Origin of the sequence: Kosakonia sp. R1.Fl (assembly GCF_023516815.1) — a bacterium.
Taxonomy (GTDB): Bacteria; Pseudomonadota; Gammaproteobacteria; order Enterobacterales; family Enterobacteriaceae; genus Kosakonia.
Window position 1 is genome coordinate 1,337,323 of the sequence record NZ_JAMGSQ010000001.1, and the last position, 24,009, is coordinate 1,361,331.

At 54.9% G+C, this 24,009-nt stretch carries 24 protein-coding genes; 12 read left to right on the plus strand and 12 right to left on the minus strand.

Going from position 1 to position 24,009, the window contains the following annotated elements; all coding sequences use genetic code 11:
* Nucleotides 1-32: 32 nt before the first annotated feature.
* The 4 genes from rhaS (M8Q36_RS06340) to rhaB all read right to left on the minus strand — a co-directional run bounded on the left by rhaS (M8Q36_RS06340) (nucleotide 33) and on the right by rhaB (nucleotide 4,723).
* Nucleotides 33-1,019 carry a rhamnose ABC transporter substrate-binding protein gene (gene rhaS, locus M8Q36_RS06340; RefSeq protein WP_249880368.1) on the minus strand — a complete coding sequence of 329 codons (987 nt, stop codon included), beginning with the start codon at nucleotides 1,017-1,019 and terminating at the stop codon, nucleotides 33-35.
* An 82-nt stretch (nucleotides 1,020-1,101) separates the two neighbouring features.
* Nucleotides 1,102-1,932 (minus strand): rhamnulose-1-phosphate aldolase, encoded by an 831-nt coding sequence (gene rhaD, locus M8Q36_RS06345; protein WP_249880369.1) that lies wholly within the window; start codon nucleotides 1,930-1,932, stop codon nucleotides 1,102-1,104.
* Nucleotides 1,933-1,997: 65 nt separating this feature from the next.
* The gene (gene rhaA / locus M8Q36_RS06350; protein WP_249880370.1) at nucleotides 1,998-3,257 is read right to left on the minus strand and encodes an L-rhamnose isomerase; all 1,260 of its coding nucleotides are present in this window, start codon (nucleotides 3,255-3,257) and stop codon (nucleotides 1,998-2,000) included.
* Nucleotides 3,254-4,723, minus strand: a complete 1,470-nt coding sequence (gene rhaB, locus M8Q36_RS06355; protein ID WP_249880371.1) for a rhamnulokinase — start codon at nucleotides 4,721-4,723, stop codon at nucleotides 3,254-3,256. Before rhaB ends, rhaA begins: the two co-directional genes overlap by 4 nt.
* 299 nt (nucleotides 4,724-5,022) lie before the next feature.
* On the opposite strand from rhaB, the gene rhaS (M8Q36_RS06360) reads away from it, so the two are divergent.
* Together rhaS (M8Q36_RS06360) and rhaR are read left to right on the plus strand one after the other, a co-directional pair.
* Nucleotides 5,023-5,859 carry an HTH-type transcriptional activator RhaS gene (gene rhaS / locus M8Q36_RS06360; RefSeq protein WP_020455920.1) on the plus strand — a complete coding sequence of 279 codons (837 nt, stop codon included), beginning with the start codon at nucleotides 5,023-5,025 and terminating at the stop codon, nucleotides 5,857-5,859.
* Nucleotides 5,860-5,932: 73 nt separating this feature from the next.
* On the plus strand, nucleotides 5,933-6,781 hold the full coding sequence (gene rhaR / locus M8Q36_RS06365) for an HTH-type transcriptional activator RhaR (protein ID WP_249880372.1): 849 nt from the start codon (nucleotides 5,933-5,935) through the stop codon (nucleotides 6,779-6,781).
* Here the strand turns inward: rhaR and rhaT are convergent, their stop codons facing one another.
* On the minus strand, nucleotides 6,782-7,816 hold the full coding sequence (gene rhaT / locus M8Q36_RS06370; RefSeq protein WP_200553179.1) for an L-rhamnose/proton symporter RhaT: 1,035 nt from the start codon (nucleotides 7,814-7,816) through the stop codon (nucleotides 6,782-6,784).
* Nucleotides 7,817-8,105: 289 nt separating this feature from the next.
* Between rhaT and sodA the strand changes: the two genes are divergently transcribed.
* Nucleotides 8,106-8,726, plus strand: coding sequence for a superoxide dismutase [Mn] (gene sodA / locus M8Q36_RS06375; protein ID WP_249880373.1), 621 nt, complete (start codon nucleotides 8,106-8,108; stop codon nucleotides 8,724-8,726).
* A gap of 256 nt (nucleotides 8,727-8,982) precedes the next feature.
* Entirely contained in the window at nucleotides 8,983-9,966 is a 984-nt protein-coding gene (gene kdgT, locus M8Q36_RS06380; RefSeq protein ID WP_020455924.1) for a 2-keto-3-deoxygluconate transporter, read from the plus strand.
* Between the two features lie 36 nt (nucleotides 9,967-10,002).
* On the opposite strand, the gene M8Q36_RS06385 is transcribed toward kdgT, so the two are convergent.
* Nucleotides 10,003-10,896, minus strand: a complete 894-nt coding sequence (locus M8Q36_RS06385; protein ID WP_349654600.1) for a dihydrodipicolinate synthase family protein — start codon at nucleotides 10,894-10,896, stop codon at nucleotides 10,003-10,005.
* 161 nt (nucleotides 10,897-11,057) lie between these two features.
* Between M8Q36_RS06385 and yiiM the strand changes: the two genes are divergently transcribed.
* Complete coding sequence (gene yiiM, locus M8Q36_RS06390; RefSeq protein WP_249880374.1) at nucleotides 11,058-11,732, plus strand: 6-hydroxyaminopurine reductase; 675 nt, start codon at nucleotides 11,058-11,060, stop codon at nucleotides 11,730-11,732.
* A gap of 34 nt (nucleotides 11,733-11,766) precedes the next feature.
* Here the strand turns inward: yiiM and cpxA are convergent, their stop codons facing one another.
* Together cpxA and cpxR are read right to left on the minus strand one after the other, a co-directional pair.
* Nucleotides 11,767-13,140 (minus strand): envelope stress sensor histidine kinase CpxA, encoded by a 1,374-nt coding sequence (gene cpxA / locus M8Q36_RS06395; RefSeq protein WP_249880375.1) that lies wholly within the window; start codon nucleotides 13,138-13,140, stop codon nucleotides 11,767-11,769.
* Complete coding sequence (cpxR, locus tag M8Q36_RS06400) at nucleotides 13,137-13,835, minus strand: envelope stress response regulator transcription factor CpxR (RefSeq protein ID WP_044489537.1); 699 nt, start codon at nucleotides 13,833-13,835, stop codon at nucleotides 13,137-13,139. Before cpxR ends, cpxA begins: the two co-directional genes overlap by 4 nt.
* Nucleotides 13,836-13,986: 151 nt before the next feature.
* On the opposite strand from cpxR, the gene cpxP reads away from it, so the two are divergent.
* The 6 genes from cpxP to M8Q36_RS06430 all read left to right on the plus strand — a co-directional run bounded on the left by cpxP (nucleotide 13,987) and on the right by M8Q36_RS06430 (nucleotide 20,085).
* A complete protein-coding gene (cpxP, locus tag M8Q36_RS06405) occupies nucleotides 13,987-14,490 on the plus strand; it encodes a cell-envelope stress modulator CpxP (RefSeq protein ID WP_017459653.1) in 504 nt (167 codons plus the stop codon).
* A gap of 150 nt (nucleotides 14,491-14,640) precedes the next feature.
* Nucleotides 14,641-15,525 carry a CDF family cation-efflux transporter FieF gene (gene fieF / locus M8Q36_RS06410; RefSeq protein ID WP_249880376.1) on the plus strand — a complete coding sequence of 295 codons (885 nt, stop codon included), beginning with the start codon at nucleotides 14,641-14,643 and terminating at the stop codon, nucleotides 15,523-15,525.
* A gap of 202 nt (nucleotides 15,526-15,727) precedes the next feature.
* Nucleotides 15,728-16,690: a 6-phosphofructokinase gene (gene pfkA / locus M8Q36_RS06415; RefSeq protein WP_017459651.1), complete on the plus strand. Its 963-nt coding sequence runs from the start codon at nucleotides 15,728-15,730 to the stop codon at nucleotides 16,688-16,690.
* Nucleotides 16,691-16,837: 147 nt separating this feature from the next.
* Entirely contained in the window at nucleotides 16,838-17,827 is a 990-nt protein-coding gene (locus M8Q36_RS06420; protein WP_020455947.1) for a sulfate ABC transporter substrate-binding protein, read from the plus strand.
* 121 nt (nucleotides 17,828-17,948) lie between these two features.
* Entirely contained in the window at nucleotides 17,949-18,707 is a 759-nt protein-coding gene (locus M8Q36_RS06425; RefSeq protein ID WP_249880377.1) for a CDP-diacylglycerol diphosphatase, read from the plus strand.
* A 73-nt stretch (nucleotides 18,708-18,780) separates the two neighbouring features.
* The gene (locus M8Q36_RS06430) at nucleotides 18,781-20,085 is read left to right on the plus strand and encodes an SLC13 family permease (RefSeq protein ID WP_249880378.1); all 1,305 of its coding nucleotides are present in this window, start codon (nucleotides 18,781-18,783) and stop codon (nucleotides 20,083-20,085) included.
* A 39-nt stretch (nucleotides 20,086-20,124) separates the two neighbouring features.
* Here M8Q36_RS06430 and tpiA read toward each other — a convergent pair whose 3' ends face one another.
* Entirely contained in the window at nucleotides 20,125-20,892 is a 768-nt protein-coding gene (tpiA, locus tag M8Q36_RS06435) for a triose-phosphate isomerase (RefSeq protein WP_017459647.1), read from the minus strand.
* A 107-nt stretch (nucleotides 20,893-20,999) separates the two neighbouring features.
* On the minus strand, nucleotides 21,000-21,599 hold the full coding sequence (locus M8Q36_RS06440; RefSeq protein ID WP_020455951.1) for a YiiQ family protein: 600 nt from the start codon (nucleotides 21,597-21,599) through the stop codon (nucleotides 21,000-21,002).
* Nucleotides 21,600-21,712: 113 nt separating this feature from the next.
* Between M8Q36_RS06440 and M8Q36_RS06445 the strand changes: the two genes are divergently transcribed.
* The gene (locus M8Q36_RS06445) at nucleotides 21,713-22,132 is read left to right on the plus strand and encodes a DUF805 domain-containing protein (protein WP_249880379.1); all 420 of its coding nucleotides are present in this window, start codon (nucleotides 21,713-21,715) and stop codon (nucleotides 22,130-22,132) included.
* On the opposite strand, the gene fpr is transcribed toward M8Q36_RS06445, so the two are convergent.
* Both fpr and glpX read right to left on the minus strand, forming a co-directional pair.
* A complete protein-coding gene (fpr, locus tag M8Q36_RS06450) occupies nucleotides 22,133-22,879 on the minus strand; it encodes a ferredoxin--NADP(+) reductase (RefSeq protein WP_249880380.1) in 747 nt (248 codons plus the stop codon). It lies immediately after the preceding gene.
* Nucleotides 22,880-22,975: 96 nt separating this feature from the next.
* Nucleotides 22,976-23,986 (minus strand): class II fructose-bisphosphatase, encoded by a 1,011-nt coding sequence (gene glpX, locus M8Q36_RS06455; RefSeq protein ID WP_249880381.1) that lies wholly within the window; start codon nucleotides 23,984-23,986, stop codon nucleotides 22,976-22,978.
* Nucleotides 23,987-24,009 lie beyond the last annotated feature (23 nt).

Consider the following 24,009-nt stretch of genomic DNA (forward strand, 5'->3'; position numbering starts at 1 on the left):
TGCCCTCTCCCGCAAAAGAGGGCAGGAAGGGATCAGAAAATCTTCGAGAACTTATCAATGTTGCTGGCATCGTAGACAAACGGCTCAGCCATCGCGCCGTTACCATCGGCGTCGAGTTTCACCTTGCCGAGTTTGCCCATGCTGGCTTCGTCTTTGGTCGCCGTGCCTTTCACCAGGTCATCCGCTAAATAGGTGGCGGCATAACCGAGGTCGATCGGGTTCCAGATGGCGAAACTTTTGCTCGCGCCGGACTTAATGGCGCCCGCCATTTCAGACGGCAGCCCTAAACCAGTGACATACACTTTGCCAATCTTGCCCTGGTCTTTTACCGCTTGCGCCGCCGCGACAATGCCGACCGACGATGGCGAAACAATCACTTTCAGGTCCGGATACGATTTCAGCAGGCCGACCGCTTCGCGGTAACTCTTATCGGAGAGATCGTCGCCATAAGCGACAGTCACCAGGTTAATCGACGGGTACTTCGGCAGCACCTTTTTCATCTCCGCAATCCAGATGTTCTGGTTGGTGGAGGTGGGCGTGGCGCTAAGGATCGCCACATCGCCTTTTTCAACGTTCAGTGCTTTTAGCGCATCGGCGGCCAGTTTGACGTTGGTTTCGCCAATCAGCGCGTTATTCGAGGGGTTGAGGTGGATCTGGCGTCCGGCTTTCGCCACGCCGGAATCCCACGACACCACTTTAATGCCGCGCTGCATCGCTTTTTTCAGCACCGGCACCACGGCATCGGGATCGTTGGCGGAGATGGCGATCGCATCCACCCCCTGGGCGATCAACCCGTTAAGCACTTCGATCTGCGCTTCGGCCGTGGTGGTGGTCGGGCCGGTGTAGATCACTTTGACATCTCCTAGCTCTTTGGCTGCCTCCTGTGCGCCGGTGTTTGCTGCTTCAAAAAAGCCATTACCTAAAGATTTCGCCACGAGGGCGATTTTTACTTCAGCTAAAGCGGAACCGGACAACGCCAGAATGGCAACGGTGAGGATTAAGCTTGCTTTTGTTTTCATTGCTTTTACTCCACGAGAGTTAGTGTTTGTAGGGCTTGCAGGTGAGGATTCGCCCCGTCTCAGTGAGCGGGGCGCGATGTTGTTATTGGTACAGATCTAATGCCGATTGCAGCGGCGTCACGCCAAAGCGTTTACCCAGCGCAATCAGTTCTTGCTGCGTGATGGTCTGTTTCATACCGCCCATCGAGTAGATTTTTACCAGCACCTCGGCAGATTTCTCGGCGGTGTCGATCAGGCCAAAGGCTTCGTCGAGCGTCGGCCCGCTGCCGAACACGCCGTGGAAAGGCCACAGCACCAGCGAATGTTTCTGCATATCTTTGGCGGTCGCCTGACCGATTTCATCGGTACCTGGCACCATCCACGGCAGAATGCCAACGCCATCCGGGAACACCACCAGACATTCGGTGCTGCCTTCCCACAGCTTGCGGGTAATCAAATCAGATGTGTTTTCCAGCACGTAGGTCAGCGCAATCAGGTTGGTAGCATGACAGTGCATAATCACGCGGTCTTTCCCGCCGGTGGCTTTGATGCGTTCGCAGTGCGACAAAAAGTGCGCCGGTAGCTCTGACGTCGGAACCGCTTCATGCTCCAGTCCCCATAGAATGTGGTAACCCGCGCCGTCGCTGTCGACTTTCACCACGCCTAAATTTGCTGCCGGATCGAGCTGCACGTTACGGAAAAATTTGCCGGAGCCGGTAACGATAAACGGCGTGTTAGCCAGCAGCGGCATCGGCTGGCTGAGGGCGATATAGCGTGGTTTCTGGTGAAAATCAGCGGCGAACGATGTGATATCGGCCTCATCCAGGCGCAGCGTCAGGTTGCCGCCGTTGCGTTCATCCCAGCCTTTCAGCCAGGCGTCCGAGGTGGCTTTGATCATCCCCTGGACGAACCAGGAATCGGTAATGGTCTGCATAGTCTTCTGTTTCCCGTTTATTGCCCGGTAGCGCTGCGCTTACCGGGCTGATGAATGCGCAGCGATTAGCCACGTTTGCTTAATACGTCTTTCTCATAGGCCCGCACGCTTTCCAGCCACTGGCTACCAGCTGGCGTATCGTGGCGCTGGCAGTACATTTCCCACACCGCCTGCCACGGCAGGGATTTCTGCTCTTCCAGCAGTGCCAGGCGCGCGGTGTAATCGCCGTCCGCTTCCAGTTTGCGCAGTTGCTCAACCGGTTCGAGCAGTGCGCGCAGCAGCGCTTTTTTCATATTGCGCGTACCAATCACCCACGCGGCGATGCGGTTGATGGAGGCGTCGAAGAAGTCGAGCCCGATATGGACGCGGTCGAACAGTTTGTGGCGGATAATTTCGCTGGCGATGGCCTGGGTTTCGTCATCCAACAGCACAACGTGGTCGCTGTCCCAGCGTACCGGGCGGCTGACATGCAACAGCAGACGCGGCACATAGAGCATGGCGGCAGAGATTTTGTCGGAGATAACCTCCGTTGGATGGAAGTGGCCGGCATCGAGACACAGCGCGATCTGGCGGCTGGTGGCGTAACCCATATAAAACTCGTTGGAGCCGACGGTGTAGCTCTCAGCGCCGATGCCGAATAACTTACTTTCCACGGCGTCGATGTGGTGCGCCGGGTTCAGTTTTTCGCTGATCACCTCATCCAGCGCATTGAGCAGGCGCTGGCGCGGCGCAAGACGGTCAACGGTGACATCTTTCATGCCGTCCGGGATCCAGATATTCATTACCGACGGTGTACCCAGTTGTTCGCCAAAGTAAGCGGAAACGCGGCGGCTGGCTTTCACGTGGTCGATCCAGAACTGACGGATCTCGTCGTTAGCGTGGGAAAGCGTGAAGCCATCCGCGCTCAGTGGGTGCGAAAAGCAGGACGGGTTGAAGTCCAGCCCCAGATTGTTGGCTTTTGCCCATTGCACCCAGTTTTTGAAGTGTTCGGGTTTGATTTCATTACGCGCGACCGGCGTTTCGGCTTCGTGATAAATCGCATGCAGGTTCAGGCGTTTCGGACCTGGGATCAGGCTCAGCGCTTGTTCCAGATCGGCGCGTAATTCCGTGGCGTTGCGCGCTTTGCCTGGATAATTGCCGGTAGCCTGAATACCGCCGGTCAGGCTGCCTTCCGGGTTTTCGAAACCGGCAACGTCATCGCCCTGCCAGCAGTGCATGGAAACCGGCAGCCTGTCGAGCTGGCGCAGCGCTTCCTCGACATCAATCCCCACAGCGGCGAAACGCTGTTTAGCAATGTCCCAGGCTTGTTCAAGTTGAGTGGTCATGCGCAAAGCTCCTTTGTCTGTCGTTTTTGCTGAAAGCGCGCGACATAGCGGGCGATTTCATTATCAGGATTAGGGGTAAACGTAATCAGTGAGTGGTTAGCTGTGACCAGCTGGCGAAAGTCATCGACGTTGCTTAGCTCATCCAGCGTCATCAGTTGCACGCCAATATTCCCCAGCGTCGAGGCTTCAACCGGCCCGGCGACCACCGGCAGCCCGCAGGCATCGGCGCAGAGCTGGTTCAGTAACTGGTTCTGGCAGCCGCCGCCGACAATATGCAGGCGGGTAAACGGCTTACCACGCAGGAAAGCCAGTTCGCTCAGCACATCGGCATACAACAGCGCGAGGCTATCGAAGATGCAGCGCGCCAGTTCGGCGGCGTTTTGCGGTACGGGTTGACCCGCTTCCCGGCAAGCGGCCTGGATTTCGGCGCTCATGTTGTCCGGGTTGATAAAGCGATCGTCATTCGGGTTAATCACGCAGCGGCAGATTGGGCGCTGCTCGGTGAGCGCAATCAATGCTGGCAAATCGGTGATGTTTTGCTCTTTCAGCACGCGTTGCAGCAGCCACAACCCCATGATGTTTTTCAGCACCCGGTAACGGCCTTCGGCACCGCCTTCGTTAGTGATATTGGCGGCGAGCGCCTCATCGCTGGTGTGTGGGGTTTTGCTCTCAAAGCCCATCAGTGACCAGGTGCCGGAAGAGAGATACGCCGCGTCGTGATTTTCCAGCGGTGCGGCGATAACCGCGCTGGCGGTATCGTGGCTAGCGACAGCGACGACCGGAATGGCATTCCCCTGCGGGCAGATCCAGTTGCCGATAACGTTGCCAGGATGGGTTGGCGTGCCAAACCAGCGAGCCGGAACGCCTGCCCAGTTCAGCAGTGATTCATCCCAGTTATCGGTGTTGATATTGACCAGTTGGGTGGTGGTGGCGTTGGTGTATTCCCAGTTGAGATTGCCGGTCAGGCGGTAGCTGAAGTAATCCGGGATCAGCAGTGCGTGGTCGGCCTGTTCCAGCAGGTGCGGTTGCTGTTCTGCCAGTGCGCGCAACTGGTACAGGGTGTTGAAGGGTAAAAACTGAATACCGCTGCGGCGATAGATATCGGCTTTGCCGGGGTTTTGCATCGCGCGGAGCATCACGCCATCGGTGCGATTATCGCGGTAGGCAATCGGCAACCCGACGCGCTGGCCTTCACGATTAACCAGGATGTAATCGACGCCCCAGGTATCAATGCCGATGCTGTCTGGCTGTATGCCTTCGGCGCACACCTTATTCAGGCCGAGGCGTATTTCGGCTTCCAGGCTGTCGATATCCCAGCAATCAAAGCCGTCCACTTTTTGCAGACAGTTTACAAAACGGTGCATTTCGCGAAGCGAAAGCGTGCGGTTCTGGCGGTCATAGCGCGCCAGCATGACGCGTCCGCTGGAGGCGCCTAAATCAACCGCAACACAATGGCGAAAAGTCATGATCGGGTCCTTCTTAGAGTCATTGCGGACAGTCTAAAAAGGGCGGAACCGTCGTACCTTCTTGCTACTGACAGCGGCGATTTCGCGCTGGCAAGAAAGCAAAGATGAACGTGAGAGAGTTCACAGTTTCCAGTAATCGCGGGCTTTTCGGTCATTGTGACCCTCACCACATTTCCCGATCTTTCCGGCCGTTTCTTGAAAAAACGGCAGGCTATGCGCAAATCGGCGTCGAAAATTTAAGGTGAGGTGGAAAACCCTTAATTACTATTTTGAGAACATTTCTCAAGACCGGGGCCATCATGACCGTACTGCATAGCGTGGATTTTTTTCCGTCAGGTAAATCACCCGTTGCCATTGAACCGCGATTGCCCCAGGCCGCGTTTCCGGAACATCATCATGATTTTCATGAAATTGTGATTGTTGAACATGGAACGGGGATTCATGTGTTTAATGGTCAGCCGTACACCATCAGCGGCGGGACGGTCTGTTTTGTGCGCGATCATGACCGCCATTTGTATGAACATACCGATAATCTCTGTTTGACCAATGTGCTGTACCGCTCGCCGGATGCGTTCCAGTTCCTTGCCGGGTTGAACCAGTTGCTGCCGCAGGAGCAGGACGGGCATTACCCGTCGCACTGGCGGGTAAGCCAGCACACGCTGGGGCAGGTGCGCGGCATCATTAGCCAGATGGAAGAGATGGGCAGTGAAGTGGCAACGCATGACATTGCCAACCGCGAGATCCTGTTTATGCAGCTGCTGGTGTTATTGCGTAAAAGCAGCCAGCAGGAAGATGCGGGCAACAGCGATGCGCGGCTGAACCAGCTGATGCTGTGGCTGGAAGATCACTTCGCGGAGGACATTTGCTGGGAGTCGCTGGCAGAACAGTTCAGCTTGTCGTTGCGTACGCTGCATCGTCAGCTTAAACAGTCCACCGGCATGACGCCGCAGCGCTATTTAAACCGCCTGCGGTTGATTAAAGCGCGCCATATGCTGCGCCACAGCGACGAGAGCGTGACGGATATCGCTTTTCGCTGCGGGTTCGGAGACAGTAACCACTTTTCGACGCTGTTTCGCCGCGAGTTTGACTGGTCGCCGCGCGATATCCGCCAGGGGCGCGACACGCTGCTTCAGTAACGAGAAGGCTATCACCGATTTTTTGCCGGGCTTCCGTTAATAATGTCAGGTTGTTCACGGCAGAGGTGGCGTTGTGGCTGGTCAGTTAATTCTTCGTAAAGCAGACTTTTTCCCGCGCGCCGGACAGGCGGTCGCGGTGGCCGATCGCTACCCGCAAAATGTTTTTGCCGAACATACCCATGAGTTCTGCGAACTGGTGATGGTGTGGCGCGGTAATGGCTTGCACGTGCTTAATGACCGTCCTTACCGCATTACGCGCGGCGATCTGTTTTATATCCGCGCCGAAGATTGCCACTCTTACGCCTCGGTTAATGACCTGGTATTGCAGAACATTATCTACTGCCCGGACCGGCTGACGCTGAATCTCGACTGGGCCGCGCATATTCCGGGGCTTAACGGCGCGCCGTCCAATCCGCACTGGCGTATTGGCAGCAGCGGAATGGCGCAGGCGCGGCAGGTGATTACGCAACTGGAACATGAGAGCGCGAAGGACGATCCGCTGGCCAATCTGATGGCGGAAACCCTGTTTGCTCAACTGGTAATGACCCTAAAACGCCACCGTTTCGCCACCGATAACCTTGCCGCGACCCACAGCGAAACGCTGCTGGATAAGCTCATCACCGCGCTTTCCGGCAGCCTGAATCGCAGCTTTGTGCTGGAGCATTTTTGTGAACAGGAACAGTGCAGCGAGCGGGCGCTGCGCCAGCAGTTTCGCACTCAAACCGGGATGACCATCAACCACTATTTGCGCCAGCTGCGCATCTGCCATGCGCAATTTTTGTTGCAGCATTCCGAGCAGATGATCAGTGAAATCGCCATGCAGTGTGGCTTTGAGGACAGTAACTACTTTTCGGTGGTGTTTAGCCGCGAGGTAGGGATGACGCCAGGTCAGTGGCGTCATCGTAGCCGGGTTGCTGCCTGATTAGCTCGCCATACCGAGGCCGACGATATTCGCCGCCACAATGATTACCACACAGCCGAGACTCAGCACACTTACCGGTTGTCGTCCGGCGTTCTTCCACTCTTTGAGCACCAGCCCAACCAGCCCCCCGCACAGCACATAGAAGCTCATATGCAGCATCCAACTGATGTAGTCATACTGCCCCGGAATACGCGCATGGCCCCAGGCGTAGAAGAAGAATTGCAGATACCACATCAGGCCGCCCAGTGCGGAAAGCAGGATATTGCTGATGATCAGCCCTTTTGCCAGCGAGAAGTCGGCTTTTACCGACAAATCTTTCACTTTTGCCAGGCGGATAAAGCAGAAGCTCAGGTTGACCAGCGCACCGCCGCCCATGATCACCACATAACTTGGCAGCGCAGTGTAGAGCGGGTCGATACCCAGTGCGGCAGCGGCTTCGTGCATTGGTTTGGCGGCGTTCATCGCAAAGGACATCCCGGCAGAGAACACGCCGCACATCACCGCCAGCGCTAACCCTTTTCTCAGGTTGAACTCTTCGGCTTTGATGCCCATTTTGCGCTCTTTCAACTGACCGGCGCGGGTGACAATGCCAACGCCAATCAACGCTACCAGCACGCCCAGCAGCGTCATCCGCCCGCCTTCGGTGTTGATCAGCACGTCGAAGTGACCGTTGAGGATCGGCGTCATCAATGTTCCGACAATCAGCGTAATACCAATGGCGATGCCAATACCCATCGACATGCCTAAGTAGCGCATGGTCAGGCCATAGTTGATGTTACCGATGCCCCACATTGCGCCGAAAAGAAACACCGGCAGCAGCGTGGAGGCGCTAAACGAACTGAAATAAGCCCAAAAATCAGGCAATAACAGCGCACTGATAGTCCAGGGAAGGATCAACCAGGAGACGATACCGCCGATTGACCACATGGTTTCCCAGGACCAATTTTTTACCTTTTTAAACGGGGCATAGAAACAGGCTGCACTGGCTGCACCTATCAAATGCCAAAAAATACCCATCGTAATCGCGTTACTCATTTCACAATCCTCTTTGTTTTTATCGCCGGGATACGAGCAGCCGACCTGATGAGTGTAAAAATCGGTCAGAAGATTAACCTTGAGGCGTTTGCCGCGTTGCGTTGCAGGCTGGCAATGAGCACGTGATGAGGGTGAGCGGCTTCACAATTTCAATAACATAACCAAAAGTTATAACCTTATTAAAACTACGGCATTGATAAACATTTTCAATATCATTTAATTAACTATAATGAACCAACTGCTTACGCGGCGTTAACACAATAGCCGCTTACCCTTAATGGAGATGAATATGAGCTATACACTGCCCGCTCTGCCGTATGCATACGATGCCCTCGAACCGCATTTCGACAAGCAGACGATGGAAATCCATCACACTAAACATCACCAGACTTACGTGAACAACGCAAACGCCGCGCTGGAAAGCCTGCCGGATTTCGCGAGCCTGCCGGTTGAAGAGCTGATCACCAAACTGGACCAGCTGCCAGCCGACAAAAAAACCGTACTGCGTAACAACGCAGGCGGCCACGCTAACCACAGCCTGTTCTGGAAAGGCCTGAAAAAAGGCACCACCCTGCAGGGCGATCTGAAAGCCGCTATCGAGCGTGATTTCGGTTCCGTGGACAATTTCAAAGCTGAATTCGAAAAAGCAGCGGCAACGCGCTTTGGTTCCGGCTGGGCATGGCTGGTGCTGAAAGGCGACAAACTGGCTGTGGTTTCTACCGCTAACCAGGATTCCCCGCTGATGGGTGAAGCGATCTCTGGCGCGTCCGGTTTCCCGATTCTGGGCCTGGATGTGTGGGAACACGCTTACTACCTGAAATTCCAGAACCGCCGCCCGGACTACATTAAAGAGTTCTGGAACGTGGTGAACTGGGACGAAGCTGCTGCGCGTTTCGCTGCGAAAAAATAAGCCGCTTTCGTCACGCAGTAGAGCGTGATTCGAAGCCCCGCCAGGCATTGCCGGCGGGGCTTTTTTATTCCTTTTTGGCTGCCAAAAATCAAAAGGAACAATGATCCTAAAATAATGAAATAATGTTTTGTTATGGATGTTTGATCACTTTTCTCGCCCAAATCCGGGTCTACCCTCTCTTCATCCGCGCGGCTGTTGTTCCCTTCAACAGGAGTGCCTGCGCCATAAAAATCGAACGGTTTTTACAGGTGAAGATATGCAAATCAAGCGTGCAATAGAGAAAATCCCTGGCGGGATGATGCTGGTTCCATTGTTCATCGGTGCTCTGTGCCACACTTTTGCGCCCGGCGCAGGGAAATACTTCGGTTCGTTCACTAACGGCATGATTACCGGCACGGTGCCTATTCTGGCAGTGTGGTTTTTTTGCATGGGCGCGTCGATCAAACTGAGCGCGACCGGTACGGTGCTGCGTAAATCCGGCACGCTGGTGGTGACGAAAATCGTGATCGCCTGGGTGGTGGCGGCTATCGCGTCGCGGTTGATTCCCGAACATGGCGTGGAAGCGGGTTTTTTTGCCGGTTTATCGACGCTGGCGTTGGTGGCATCGATGGATATGACCAACGGCGGGTTGTACGCCTCCATCATGCAGCAGTATGGCACCAAAGAGGAGGCCGGGGCATTTGTGCTGATGTCGCTGGAATCCGGCCCGTTGATGACGATGATTATTCTCGGCACGGCCGGCATCGCCTCTTTTGAACCGCATGTGTTTGTCGGTGCGGTGCTGCCATTCCTCGTGGGGTTTGCGCTGGGTAATCTCGACCCGGAACTGCGCGAATTCTTTAGTAAGGCGGTGCAAACGCTGATTCCGTTCTTCGCCTTCGCGCTGGGCAACACCATCGATTTAAGCGTGATTGCGCAAACCGGGCTGCTGGGGATTTTGCTGGGCGTCGCGGTGATTGTGATCACCGGGATCCCGCTGATTATTGCCGACAAACTGATTGGCGGCGGTGACGGAACTGCGGGTCTGGCGGCTTCCAGTTCGGCTGGCGCTGCGGTGGCAACGCCGGTGCTGATTGCTGAAATGGTGCCGGACTTCAAAGCAATGGCGCCAGCGGCGACCGCGCTGGTGGCGACTTCGGTGATCGTTACCTCGATCCTGGTGCCGATTTTAACGTCTGTCTGGTCACGAAAAGTGAAAGGGGCGGAAGCGGACATGTCGCTACGCAACACCGTGAAATAACGAAATGAAGCCGACCTTTACAGGTCGGCTTTTGCATTAGCGGATAGCAAAAACGGTGTCGATAATATTGCACTGATCTTCAGTGAGGGTGCCGCCGAAGTTACGGGCGACGGGGGTGCAGTAACCAAACTTGCGCGCTACCACGGTTTTGATGGTGGTAACAAAATCGTCGCCGATGCTGTAGATGGCCATAAATTTGCCGATCTCTTGCTGCACCTGATGCAGCGTTGCCAAATCACCTTGCCGCCACGCTTCCCGCGCGTTAACGAACAGCTCCGGCATCACGTTGTTTAAGCCTGAAATCACGCCAGCGCCGCCCGCCAGCAGAGTGGGAATGAAGTATTCGTCGTAACCGCACAGCACTGCGAAATCATCACGCACGTTCTTCGTTGCCAGAATCATATTGCGGGTGTGCGACTGGCAATCAACGGTGTCTTTAATGCCGGCAAAATCGGGGAATTCGGCGGCCAGCGCCGCGACCAGCTCGGGTGTTAAATCACAGCCGGTGCGCGCCGGGAAGTTATAGGCAAACCATTTACCACTGATCGCTTTGCCCAGCGCGCGAAAGTAGCTTAAAAGCTGGTTGCTGGTTTGCCCATAGTAATAAGGCGGCAGCACCATCACGGCTTCATAGCCAGTGCGGTAAGCTTCATCAGCCATCCACAGGATGTCGTTAAAACAGGTGGAAGAGACGTTAGCCACCATCGAAATGGGCGACATTCCGCGCGCTTCACGGATCAACATTATTCGTTCATCCAGTGTGAAAGAGGCGAACTCGCCGATACTGCCCATCAGCAATACCACGTCGATTTTCGCCGCCGTCAGGCGGGTAAGATGCTGTTTTAATGCATTGAGATCGATGTTGCCTTCACTGTCCATCGGCGTGATGGAAGGACACCAGACGCCGGAAAAGGGGATTGGTTGCGTCACGTCACTGCCTCCTCGATTAATGAAATCATGTTTCAAAAGCGCAAGGTAAGTGATAGCACGGCACAGCGGCGCGCATGTGCATGAATGTCTCATTTTTGCAGGTTTGGTCTGAGCTTAATTGTGGTGTAATACCGTGATGAACGAAGCCTGTTGGAGGGAATATGCAACATCCGGTTGAAGTATTTGTAGGAAAAATAAGGGATTATCAGGGCAGCCGACCGAGCGCCATCGCAAAATTGCAGGTTGAAGGCGAACTCACGCTAACCGAAACCGGTATCGCCGGGGACGAGCAGGCGGAGAAAAGTTACCACGGCGGGACAGATCGCGCGTTGTGCCACTACCCGCGAGAACACTATGCGCACTGGGCGCAGATATTTCCGCAGCAGGCGGCCTTATTTTGCGCGCCCGCATTTGGCGAAAATCTTTCCACCAGCGGTCTGACAGAGAAAAATGTGTTTATCGGCGATATCTTTCGCTGGGGCGACGCGCTGATCCAGGTGACGCAACCGCGTTCGCCCTGTTTCAAACTCAATTTCCACTTTGGCATCAGCGACATGTCAACGCAGATGCAGTCCAGCGGCCGCACTGGTTGGCTTTATCGGGTGATTGCGGGCGGCAAGGTATCGGCAGAAGCGCCACTGGAGCTGGTTTCACGCGTGAGCGATGTCAGCGTCTATGACGCGGCGGCGATTGCCTGGTTTCAGCCGTTTGATGATGAGCAATACCATCGCTTGCTATCGGCCGCCGGGTTGTCGGCGAGCTGGACACGTACGATGCAAAAGCGGCGTTTGAGCGGCAAGATTGAAGATAATTCGCGCAGGTTGTTGGGAAAATAAAACGCCCCCTCCGGTGAGCGGAAAGGGCGAGTTATCAAGCGCGTTTATATAACGGCAGCCATATCGTCAGGCGTAACCCGCCGAGCGGGCTGTCGTCTGCTTTTACCCAACCGCGATGCTGCTGGATAGCGGTTTCGACAATCGCCAGGCCAAGGCCTGTGCCGCCGGATTCGCGATCGCGCGCTTCGTCGGTACGGTAGAACGGGCGGAAAATCTGTTCCCTGTCTTCCGCGCTGACGCCGGGGCCGTCATCGTCCACGTTAATGGTGATGCCGTCTTTATCCACCGCGAAACTGACTTCGATTTTGCTGTGTGAGTAGCGCAGCGCATTGCGCACGATGTTTTCGACCGCACTTTCCAGCGCGCTCGGGTTACCGTACAGCGGCCACGGGCCCGGCGGGAAATTGACGGTCAGGGATTTGCCCATCTGCTCCGCTTCAAACGCCGCGTTATCCAGCACCTCATTCCACATCTGATTGGCTTTCACCGTTTCGCTGACCAGTGCGTTTTTCTGCTGATTGCGCGACATAACCAGCAGATCGTTGATCATGCTGTCCAGCCGCTGCGCTTCGGTTTCAATGCGCTCCAGCTCTTTGCTATCGCCGCTGCGGCGACGCAGCAGGGCTGTGCCGAGCTGTAAGCGCGTGAGCGGTGTACGCAGTTCGTGCGAGATGTCGGAAAGCAGGCGCTGCTGCGCGGTCATCATGCGTTCGAGCGCCGTCACCATCTGGTTGAAACTCGCTCCGGCGGCCAGAAACTCCTGCGGCCCGGATTCCAGTTCCGGATGCTGCCGCAAGTTGCCTTGCGCCACTTCATCCGCCGCATTTTTCAGTTTCCTAGCCGGTTTCGCCAGGCTCCACGCCAGCCACAACAGCAGCGGCGAGCTGATCAGCATGGTGACAATCAGCAGCAATAACGGGCGGTCAAACAACAGGTTTATAAAGTCAGATTGCGAACTGCTGGCGGGACGAATCAGATAGAGCTGGTAGTTGTCTTCCCCGTCACGCACGGAGAAGGGCCCTACCATTTCGACCCGGCCATATTTCTTCTTCTGCGGATGGTCGGAGTTGTCCGCTTGGCCGATGAAGTTACGAATGATCTGCATCTCGTTGCGTTCGGCGCCAATGACGCGCCCTTCGCTGGTCACCAGCAGCAGACGTTGACCCGGCGGCGCCCATTTGTCGATGGCGCGGAAAAGCCTGCGCCACCACATCAGATCGTTCGGCGGGTCGTTCGACAGTTCCGCTTCAACATGCTGTTCAATCATCACGCCCTGACGCTGCTCGCTGTCCAGCAACTCCGTCATCTGACGGGAGTCCAGCTTTGGCACCATCAAAACCAGCATCAATACCAGCGCCAGCGTTAACCAGAAAATGGCAAAGATGCGGGCGGTCAAACTTCCTATCATGAAGCGGATACCATCAGATAACCGCGGCCGCGCAGGGTTTTAAACCACGGATGCCCATCTTTACGCTCCGGCAGTTTGCGGCGCAGATTGGAAATGTGCATATCGATAGCGCGGTCGAACGGCGTTAAACGTTTACCCAGCACTTCCTGGCTCAGATGTTCACGCGATACTACCTGACCTAAATGTTGAGCCAGCAAGTACAGCAGAGTGAATTCGGTGCCGGTCAGTTCCAGCGCCTGGCCTTCAAAGCTGGCTTCCTGACGACCCGGATTAAGACTCAGCGCGTCCACTTCAAGGGTAGGCGAGCCGTTATCGGTGCTTTGCTGCTGTTCGCTCCAGTGCGAGCGGCGCAAGATTGCGCGAATACGCGCGACTAATTCACGATCGTTAAACGGTTTTGGCAGATAGTCATCCGCGCCCAGCTCAAGGCCGAGAACGCGATCGAGTTCGCTGCCGCGTGCGGTCAGCATAATGACCGGTGTCTGGTGTGTCTGGCGTAGCTCTTTAAGTGTGTCGATACCGTTTTTCTTCGGCATCATGACATCAAGCAAAAGCAGGTCGATGCTGTCGTCGAGGAGGTCGAGCGCCTGCTCCCCGTCATGGGCAACGAGCACATTGAAACCTTCCATGTCGAGTAGCTCCTTTAACAAGGAAGTAAGCTCTCGGTCATCATCTACTAAAAGGATTTTATTCATTGTTTAAATACCTCCGAGGCAGAAATTACGTCATCGAGACTTGCTAATCCATGACTTTACGTTGTTTTACACCCCCTGACGCATGTTTGCAGCCTGAATCGTAGACTGATTATCGTTGAATCGTGAGACGAAAAGGTTACTGGAGTAAGTGATGCGCATCGTTACCGCTGCCGTCATGGCCTCAACGCTGGCGTTTAGCACCGTTAGCCAGGCTGCTGGCGTCGTAACAGGCGATAACTGGCACCCGATTGATGGGTTTGCACAGCGCAGTGTTCAGAGCCATATGTTCGACGGTATTAATTTAACCGAACATCAGCGTCAGCAGATGCGGGATTTAATGAGACAGGCGCGGCACGACCAGCCTCCTGTTAATGTTAGCGAAATGGAGACAATGCATCGCCTTGTCACCGCAGAAAATTTTGATGAAAACGCTGTGCGCGCTCAGGCAGAAAAAATGGCGCAGGAGCAAGTCGCTCGTCAGGTTGAAATGGCGAAAGTCCGCAACCAGATGTACAACCTGCTTACGCCGGAGCAGCAAGCGGTTTTAAACCAGAAACACCAGCAACGGATGACGCAACTGCGCGAAGTCGCACAGATGCAACAAAGTTCTCCGTCGACAGTTTTAAGTAGCAGTAGTACCCGGCATTACCAGTAACAAACCCTGTTTTCCTTGCCATAGACACCATCCCTGTCTTCCCCTCCATGATGGAGGGGTTTTTTTTGCCCGCAATTCCACTGCTTAATTTCCCCATTGCTGTTGCCTGGCTTTCGTTATAATCCCTGCAGGATCCAAGCAGGAGCGTTTATGAATCAATCCTATGGGCGTCTGGTCACCCGGGCAGCGGTTGCGGCGACCGTCATGGCATCGTCACTGCTGATAATTAAAATCTTCGCGTGGTGGTTCACCGGTTCGGTCAGTATTTTGGCTGCGCTGGTTGATTCGCTGGTGGATATCGCCGCGTCGCTAACCAACTTGCTGGTTGTACGCTATTCGCTGCAACCTGCTGACGAAGAGCACACATTCGGTCACGGAAAGGCGGAATCGCTGGCGGCGCTGGCACAAAGTATGTTTATTTCTGGTTCGGCGTTGTTCCTGTTTTTGACCGGTATTCAGCACCTTGCTAAGCCTGAACCGCTGCGTGATGCTGGCATTGGTATTACGGTCACGTTGATCGCGCTGTTTAGCACTGTGATCCTTGTCACTTTTCAGCGCTGGGTAGTGCGGAAAAACCACAGCCAGGCGGTGCGGGCGGATATGCTTCATTATCAGTCTGATGTTATGATGAACGGCGCAATTCTGATCGCGCTGGGGCTCTCCTGGTATGGATGGCATCGTGCAGATGCATTGTTTGCGTTGGGTATTGGCAGCTATATTTTGTATAGCGCGTTACACATGGGGTATGACGCAGTACAGGCATTGCTGGACAGAGCCTTACCCGACGAAGAGCGACAGGAAATTTTCACCATTGTCACCTCCTGGCCGGGTGTCAGCGGCGCTCACGATCTTCGCACGCGGCAGTCAGGGCCGACCCGCTTTATTCAAATACATCTGGAAATGGAAGATAACCTGCCGCTCGTTCAGGCGCATCTTATTGCTGAGCAGGTAGAACAGGCGATTCTGCAACGTTTCCCGGGTTCTGATGTGATAATCCATCAGGATCCTTGTTCGGTAGTACCTCAAGGACGATAAGCACGTAGAGGCTTTCGTATTTCGTTGTAAAAAAGTGAGCCAGACCAACTTTTTGTGTATAAATTACCGCCATTTGGTCTGACCTGAATCAATTCAGCAAGCTGGGATTGATATACTATTTGCAGCATAGTTGTTCGCTCCCACAGGGGAGTCGCTTCGGGCCACAGAATTTTATTTTGCATTCCTAAGTTCAGAGGTAGTCATGATTAAAAAAATCGGTGTGTTGACAAGTGGCGGTGATGCGCCAGGCATGAATGCCGCGATCCGCGGTGTCGTCCGCGCAGCATTGACAGAAGGTCTGGAAGTAGCAGGTATCTATGACGGTTACCTCGGCCTGTACGAAGACCGCATGATCCAACTTGACCGCTACAGCGTGTCCGACATGATCAACCGCGGCGGTACATTCCTCGGCTCCGCCCGCTTCCCGGAATTCCGCGAAGAGCATATCCGCGCCGTGGCTATTGAGAACATGAAAAAACGCGGTATCGACGCGCTGGTTGTTATCGGCGGCGACGGTTCCTACATGGGTGCTAAACGCCTGACTGAAATGGGTTTCCCGTGCATCGGCCTGCCGGGCACCATCGATAACGACGTTGCCGGTACTGACTACACCATCGGTTACTTCACCGCGCTGCAAACCGTGGTTGAAGCCATCGACCGCCTGCGTGACACCTCTTCTTCCCACCAGCGTATCTCCATCGTTGAAGTGATGGGGCGCTACTGCGGCGACCTGACGCTGGCAGCGGCGATTGCGGGCGGTTGCGAGTTTATCGTACTGCCGGAAGTGGAATTCAACCGTGAAGACCTGGTAGCAGAGATCAAAGCGGGTATCGCCAAAGGTAAAAAACACGCCATCGTGGCGATTACCGAGCATATCTGCGATATCGACGAGCTGGCGAAGTACATCGAAAGCGAAACCCAGCGTGAAACTCGCGCTACCGTTCTTGGCCATATTCAGCGCGGCGGCTCTCCGGTACCTTACGACCGCATTCTGGCTTCCCGTATGGGTTCTTATGCGATCGAGCTGCTGTTGCAGGGCTACGGCGGTCGCTGTGTCGGTATTCAGAACGAAAAAATGGTGCATCACGACATCATCGACGCTATCGAGAACATGAAACGCCCGTTCAAAGGCGACTGGCTCGACTGCGCGAAAAAACTCTACTAAGTGCAAAAACGCCCTCAATAGCGAGGGCGTTTTTTTATCTCTATTTATTCCCCAAAGTTATAGCCAATCTTTTTTTATTCTTTAATCATTGGATGCCTTTCTGGCAGTCTGACGACATCAAAATCGATAACTTTAAGAGAGCGGGCGATGAATAAATGGGGCTTGGGGATTACATTACTGCTGGCTTCCACCAGCGTTCTGGCAAAGGATATCCAGTTATTAAACGTCTCTTACGATCCAACGCGCGAGCTGTATGAGCAATACAACAAAGCTTTTAGCGCGCACTGGAAACAAGAGACTGGCGACAACGTTGTGATTCGTCAGTCCCATGGCGGTTCTGGCAAACAGGCAACATCGGTTATCAACGGTATCGACGCCGATGTGGTAACCCTGGCGCTGGCCTACGATGTTGACGCTATTGCAGAACGTGGCCGTATCGATAAAAACTGGATCAAACGCCTGCCGGACAACTCCGCTCCGTACACCTCGACCATCGTTTTCCTGGTGCGTAAAGGCAATCCGAAACAGATTCATGACTGGAACGACCTGATTAAACCGGGCGTTTCGGTGATCACGCCGAACCCGAAAAGCTCCGGTGGTGCGCGCTGGAACTATCTCGCGGCCTGGGGTTATGCACTGCATCAGAACGGCGGCGATCAGGCAAAAGCGCAGGAGTTCGTCAAAGCGCTGTTTAAAAATGTAGAAGTGCTGGATTCCGGTGCGCGCGGTGCGACCAATACTTTCGTTGAGCGCGGTATCGGTGATGTACTGATTGCGTGGGAAAACGAAGCGCTGCTGGCAACCAACGAACTGGGCAAAGACAAATTTGAAATTGTCACCCCGAGCGAATCTATTCTCGCAGAGCCGACCGTCTCCGTTGTCGACAAAGTGGCAGAGAAGAAAGGCACTGAGAAAGTAGCGGAAGCCTACCTGAAATATCTCTACTCGCCGGAAGGTCAGGAAATCGCCGCGAAGAACTTCTATCGCCCGCGTGATGCGCAGGTGGCGGCGAAATACGCCAGCGCGTTCCCGAAACTGAAACTCTTCACCATTGATGATGTGTTCGGTGGCTGGACTAAGGCGCAAAAAGAGCACTTCTCCAACGGCGGTACGTTCGACCAAATCAGTAAACGTTAATCTTCCCAAACGCCCTCATAAGAGGGCGTCTTCTTTTCTGTCTGCGTAAAATCCAGGATTTTCAACTTGCCGGGCAATTTGCGCTATCATTCCGGTTCTTTCAGCAAAGGAAGCGGAAAAAATGAAAACAGTGCGTCGCGTCGTCATTGTTCTGTTGGTGCTGGCCTTACTGGCAGCGGCGGGAGCGTGGTTGTGGTTTAAAAACAGCGGTAACCCGGATGCGCTGCGCCATATTGTCACCGAACAATGTTTACCGAACCTGCGTGAGCATAACTCGCCAAAACCCTGCGCCCAGGTGAACCTGAAAGGCGGCTATGTGCTGATGAAAGATCGCAATGGGCCGCTGCAGTTTTTGCTGATGCCAACGTACCGCATCAACGGCACGGAAAGCCCGTTGCTGCTGCAACCGACAACGCCCAACTTCTTCTGGCAGGCGTGGCAATCCCGCGATGTGATGAGCAAACTGCGTGGCAGCACGGTGCCGGACAACGCCATATCCTTAACCATTAATTCACGCTCCGGGCGCACACAGAATCATTTTCATATTCATATCTCCTGCCTGCGCCCTGATGTGCGCACGCAACTGAATGACAATGCCGCACGTATCAGCAGCCAGTGGCTGGCATTTCCGGGCGGCCTGCTCGGTCATCAATATTTAGCGCGCCGCGTGACGGAAACGGAGTTGGTGCAACGCAGCCCGTTTTTGATGCTGGCTGAAGAAGTGCCGGAAGCAAAAGCGCATATGGGCCGCTTCGCGCTGGCATTGGCGCAGCAGGCTGATGGCTCGTTTGTCTTGCTGGCAACCGAGCGTAACTTGTTAGCGCTTAACCGTGCATCGGCAGAGGAAATTCAGGATCATCAATGCGATATCCTGAAATAACCCCACCATAATTCACGTTTACTCCGCCTGCCTGTCACCGTAGACTTGCTGAAAAAAACTACAGGAGACAGGCATGTCGCTCTGGCTTTCTCACCCTCTGTTCCTTCCCTCTGTCATTGTCGGTATCACTATCGTGCTGTGGGCCACCTCGTTATTGCCGGAATTTATCACCGCGCTGCTGTTTTTTACGGCGGCGATGGTGGCGAAAATTGCTCCGCCGGAGGTCATTTTTGGCGGTTTCGCTTCATCGGCCTTCTGGCTGGTGTTCAGCGGTTTTGTGCTCGGTGTGGCAATACGCAAAACCGGGCTGGCGGATCGGGCGGCGAGAGCGTTATCGGCAAAGCTGACCGACTCATGGCTGCAAATGGTCGCAAGCGTCGTACTGCTCAGTTACGCACTGGCGTTGGTGATGCCTTCGAACATGGGGCGCATTGCGCTGTTGATGCCGATCGTCGCGGCAATGGCGGCGCGCGCGGGTATTCACGAAGGCACTCGTTCGTGGTACGGGCTGGCGCTGGCGGTCGGTTTTGGCACTTTCCAGTTATCGGCAACCATTTTGCCCGCTAACGTACCAAACCTGGTGATGAGCGGCGCGGCAGAAGGTTCTTACGGCATTCATCTTAACTATGTGCCTTATCTGCTGCTGCATACGCCGGTGCTTGGCATTTTAAAAGGGCTGATCTTGATTGGCCTGATTTGCTGGCTTTTTCCCGGTCAGCCACGTGCGCCCCGCGAGCAAGCCCCTTCTGAACCGATGAGCCGGGATGAAAAACGGCTGGCGTGGATGTTGGCAGTAGTGCTGACGTTGTGGGTTACCGAAAGCTGGCACGGCATCGGGCCTGCGTGGACGGGGCTAGCTGCCGCCTGCGTGACGCTGCTTCCGCGCGTGGGGTTTATCACGGGTGATGAATTTTCCAGCGGCGTGAATATTCGCACCTGTATCTATGTGGCGGGAATTCTTGGCCTGGCGATTACGGTGACGCAAACCGGGATCGGTAGCGCCGTCGGTGATGCGCTGCTGCATGTGATGCCGCTCGATCCGGCGCGGCCGTTCACCAGTTTCCTGGCGCTGACCTGCATTACCACCGCCCTGAATTTTATTATGACCGCTAACGGCGTACCGGCGCTGTTTACTACGCTTGCACAAAGTTTTGCCGACGCCACCGGTTTCCCGTTGCTGTCAGTGATCATGATTCAGGTGCTGGGATATTCCACGCCGCTGTTGCCGTATCAGGCGTCGCCAATTGTGGTGGCGATGGCGCTCGGCAAAGTCCCGGCGAGATCGGGGATGCTGCTCTGTCTGGCGCTGGCGGTGGTGACATATCTGGTGTTGTTACCGCTGGATTACGCGTGGTTTAGCGTGCTGGGGAAATTGTGAGGTAAAACCCTCTCCCTGGCCGGGAGAGGGTAAACAGAATTACGCCTGTTTTGCAGCTTCTGCCGCTTTAACGATCACCGCAAAAGCGTCAGCTTTCAGGGATGCGCCGCCAACCAGTGCGCCGTCGATATCCGGCTGGGTGAACAGTTCAGCTGCGTTGCCTGCGTTAACGGAACCGCCGTACTGAATGATCACTTGTTCAGCCACTTTCGCGTCGGCTTTAGCAATGTGGTCACGGATAAATTTGTGAACAGCCTGCGCCTGTGCCGGGGTCGCGGATTTGCCGGTACCGATAGCCCAAACTGGTTCGTAGGCAATTACCGCGCCTTCGAATGCCGCAGCACCCTGCGTTTTCAGCACGGCGTCGATCTGACGTGCGCATACTTCTTCGGTTTTACCGGCTTCGTTTTCTGCTTCGGTTTCACCGATGCACAGAACCGGCGTCAGACCCTGCGCTTTCAGCACTGCGAATTTCTTCGCGATCAACTCGTCGGATTCTTTGTGGTAAGTACGGCGCTCAGAGTGGCCGATGATGATGTATTTCGCGCCAATATCTTTCAGCATTTCGGCAGAGGTTTCGCCGGTGAATGCGCCAGACAGGTTAACGTCAACGTTTTGCGCGCCCAGTACAATGTGGCTGCCGTCAGCGGCGTGTTTGGCCAGATCGAGGTACATTTCCGGCGGAGCGATTGAGACAGCACAACCCGTTACGCCAGCCAGCTCGGTACGCAGGTTTGCAACCAGTTCGTTTACCATGTGGCGGCTGCCGTTCAGTTTCCAGTTACCCATCACTAAAGGATGTCGCATTTTTACTCTCCACGCGCTTGGCGAATTAAGGAATATGGCCGCCCCTCAGGGCAGCATGGTCTGTGAAACAGTATAGAGATTCATCCCCTGAAAGGCTTTGCTTTTTGTCATTTATTGTTCTCTTCCAGCGAATCAGATAGCGTCAGCTTAATCGGTTCAACAGCGAAGGTCAGCCCTTTTTCACCGTTGTCAGCTACCACATAGCGAATCGCGCCTTCCGTTTCGGCGTAGTAAGGTTTGTTTTTGCCGTTAGTCAGCAACTTTTGCAGCTTTTGCGTACTTTGTGCGGCAGTTAACGTAGGTGAAAAGGCGCGGATAAACGCCGCCATATACTCCTGAGCTTTTGCTTTCGCCGCTTTTTGCTCCGGACCTTGCACCGGCAACCAGGTTATCTGCATCGATTTGATTTTCAGCGTACCGCGCTCCAGCGCCGTCGAGGCGTAGAGGTAATCATTGATTTTCGTGGCTGCGCGCGTCAGGTTCGCCTGATCGCCCCGGCTATCTACCGCGCGAAATTCACTGAGCGCCAGCGTCGGGTTATCGGTGTTGAATTTCTCACGAAACTGACTAATCGACTGATCAAATGTCGGCGCGCCCGGCAATAAATAGGGCGCAGTGGTGGCGGTCGACGGCTCTTCTGCATGAGCCGGTATGCTGAAAACCAGCGCGGAAAAGAGCAGCCAAATGGGATAACGCCATGCTTTCATTCACATCGCCCTCTGTTGAGTTTGCTCACGATTAAAACGATATCGGGCTGGCTTGTCAAAAACTCCCGCCGCCAGGGTAAACTACGCGGCACTACGATAATAAGGAACCTTACATGGGTATACAGCAGTGGTTGTTCTCTTTTAAAGGGCGCATTGGGCGTCGCGATTTTTGGGTCTGGGTGATCCTGTGGGTGTTGAGTATGACGGTGCTGTTCACGCTCGCCAACGGCGGCATGCTCGATTTTCAGATGGCGGCATTTATCCTTGTGTGTCTGATCTGGCCGACAACCTGCGTGATGGTAAAACGTCTGCATGACCGGGGGCGTCACGGGGCGTGGGGCTTGCTGATGGTGCTGGCGTGGATGCTGCTTTCGGGTAACTGGCAAGTGCTGGGCGGTACGCTGGAGTGGACGGTGGGACGTCTGATCCCGGTGGTGATTATCGTCATGATGGTTATCGACCTGGGCGCATTTGTGGGCACCCAGGGGGAAAATAAGTACGGCAAAGAGACGCTGGATGTGAAGTACCGCTGATCACCAGTAGTGTTCGGCGGTGATATGCCCGGGGCGGCGGCGCAGATGTTTCGCCATCTGTCGGGTATCTTTCAGTAACTGTGTGGTATCGCGCACCATCTGCGGGTTGCCGCACAGCATCACATGGCTGGTCTCCGCTGTCATCGGCAGCCCGACTGCCTCTTCCAGCGCACCGCTTTCAATCAGCGCCGGAACGCGCCCGGTCAGCGAACCGGAAAGTGTCTCCCGGCTAACCACCGTCTGGATCTTAAGCTTCCCTTCGTAGCGCTTTTGCAGCTCCAGCATCAGCGGCAAATAACTTAAATCCGCCGCGTAACGCACCGCATGTACCAGCACCAGGTTTTTGAAACGCTCCAGATCTTTGCCTTCCTGCAACATCGACAAGTACGGCCCAATCGCGGTGCCGGTTGCCAGCATCCACAAGGTGTCGCAGTCCGGCACTTCTTCCAGCACGAAGAAGCCCGCCGCTTCGCTCACCAGTAACACCTCGTCTCCCGGCTGGAGTGCGGCCAGGCGCGGGCTAAGTTTCCCTTCCGGCACGGTAACGAGATAGAACTCCAGATCGGGGTTACTCGGGGCGTTCACGTAGGAGTAGGCGCGCTGGACGCGCTCGCCGTCAATTTCCAGCCCGAGCTTGGCGAATTGTCCGGCAGTGAAGGGGTGAACGGGGGCATGAACGGTGAGGCTGAATAGCGCATCGGTCCAGAACTGCACCTTTGTGACTTTTCCTGTTACCCAGTCCGCCATGGTTTTCTCCTGTTCTGTAGCGTTGCCTTATCTTCATGTCTGTCGGGTGAGATTTCCAGCCCGCGAAGGCCGGAAAGCTCAATTGAACAAATACCCTTACAGTATATGACGTTGCACTTCCGGGTCTTTGCGATCCAGGTAGTGAATAGACTTAATACGGCGAATGGTGCGCGACTTGCCGCGGATCAGCAGCGTTTCGGTGGTGGCAATATTGCCTTTACGGGTGATGCCGTCCAGCAGGTCGCCTTTGGTAATGCCGGTAGCGGCGAAAATAACATTGTCGCTGCGCGCCATTTCATCCAGACGCAGCACATTGCCCGCTTCAATGCCCATGCCGCGGCAGCGTTTTAATTCGTATTCGCCAATGTGACGATTCTCTTCGTTGTCGCCTTTCACCTGATGACGCGCCAGTAGACGGCCCTGCATATCGCCATCAAGCGCGCGGATGACCGCTGCGGAAACCACGCCTTCCGGCGCGCCGCCAATGCCATACAGAACATCCACTTCGCTATCCGGCATGCAAGTGAGGATCGACGCGGCAACGTCGCCATCGGGAATCGCGAAAACACGTACGCCCAGCGCCTGCATCTCGGCAATAGTCGCGTCGTGGCGCGGTTTAGCCAGAATAGTGACCGTCAGTTCACTCAGCGGTTTGCCGAGCGCAGCAGCGACATTGCGCAGGTTATCAGCCAATGGCAGATTGAGATCGATAGCGCCTTTCGCACCAGGACCAACAATCAGTTTCTCCATGTACATGTCCGGCGCATTCAGGAAACAGCCTTTATCGCCGACCGCCAGCACCGCCAGCGCGTTGGCCTGGCCCATCGCCGTCATGCGCGTCCCTTCGATCGGGTCAACGGCAATATCGACCGCATCGCCTTTACCAGTGCCGACTTTTTCACCAATAAACAGCATCGGCGCTTCGTCGATCTCGCCTTCGCCAATCACGATGGTGCCGTCAATGTCGACATTGTTGAGCATGATGCGCATAGCGTTAACCGCCGCGCCATCTGCGATGTTTTTATCGCCACGCCCCAGCCATTTGTAGCCAGCCAGCGCTGCGGCTTCGGTCACGCGGGAGAATTCGATGGCAAGTTCTCGTCTCATAACAAACTCTATAGTGAAAGAAA